The following is a 1121-nucleotide window of genomic DNA, read 5'->3' as shown; positions in this document are numbered from 1 at the left end:
ACTTCTGGAGACCACGCCTTAATGTTTGAACTATCGAGTTTAAATACCTTAAAGCCTAAGTCTAAATCTTTGGCTTTGTCTGGGTGTTCTTCTTTGAGTTTTTTAGCTACATTATCAATTCTTTTCTTACTTATTTCAGTAATATATCGATAACCTTTTGAGTATGCTTCATGAGATTCTTCAATTGGTTCTGGTAGCTGAACCATGATAAATTTTCTATCTTTACTGTCTTCTACATTTAATTGCATAACCGCATGAGCAGTTGTAGAAGAACCTGCAAAAAAATCTAATACAATATCATTTTCTTTTGTAATAGGAGTAATAATTCTTTTAGCAACATCAACAACTTTTGGGGTATCAAAAACTACATCTAACTTTTTAAGCAAATCATCATCACTTCCACCAAAATATAATAAGGATGGAACATTCTCTTCCATGTTTTCTTTTAATAAGTACTTGCGATTTGGCTGAGTCGATTCATCTTTACCAAATAGAATTAGCCCTTCAGATAATAACTTTTGCATTGTTTTTGAAGGGTTTCTCCACCCTTTATCTGGCATGGGACATGGTTTATTAGTAACAGGGTGAATTAATGGAATCTTATAGTCTTCAGGTGATTGCTTTTTATTAGGCCATGCCATTGAAACAGGCCGGTAAACGTTACCACTGTTATCAATAAATGAATAAGCTTTTTCCCCTCCAGAAAAGTCCTGAATTCTAATCCAATCTTTAAACTCTTTTCGAATATTGTCATTAATAACACCTTCTTTTTTAATAAGACTTTCAGCTTTTTGAATAATTTTTTTTGCATTTTCTTTTGGTCTTTTAAATTCATTATGCAATAAGAAATTTTCTCTATTTTTTGCAAAAAAGATTATTTGTTCATGCTGATATGCTATTCCTTTAGCGTCACCTTTTGGGTTTCTTTTATCCCAAATAATTGTTCCTAAATTATTTTCTTCTCCAAAGATTTCATTTAGTAGTTTTTCAAGATTAGAATATTCGTGTTCATCAATATGAATTGATATCACACCATCATCCTTCAGTAAATTCCTCGCCAACTTCAAACGAGGGTACATCATATTCAGCCAATTGGAGTGGTAGCGACCACTAGCATCACT

General features: G+C 32.2%; 1 protein-coding gene. It reads right to left on the bottom strand.

The genetic code is table 11. The features are described 5' to 3' along the window. The coding region (locus BX611_RS00055; protein WP_262510526.1) for a site-specific DNA-methyltransferase at positions 1-1121 on the bottom strand (1121 nt) is incomplete at both ends.

The sequence above is a fragment of the Lutibacter oceani genome, assembly GCF_003384935.1.
GTDB lineage: Bacteria > Bacteroidota > Bacteroidia > Flavobacteriales > Flavobacteriaceae > Lutibacter > Lutibacter oceani.
This window is presented reverse-complemented; position numbering and strand designations above follow the sequence as displayed.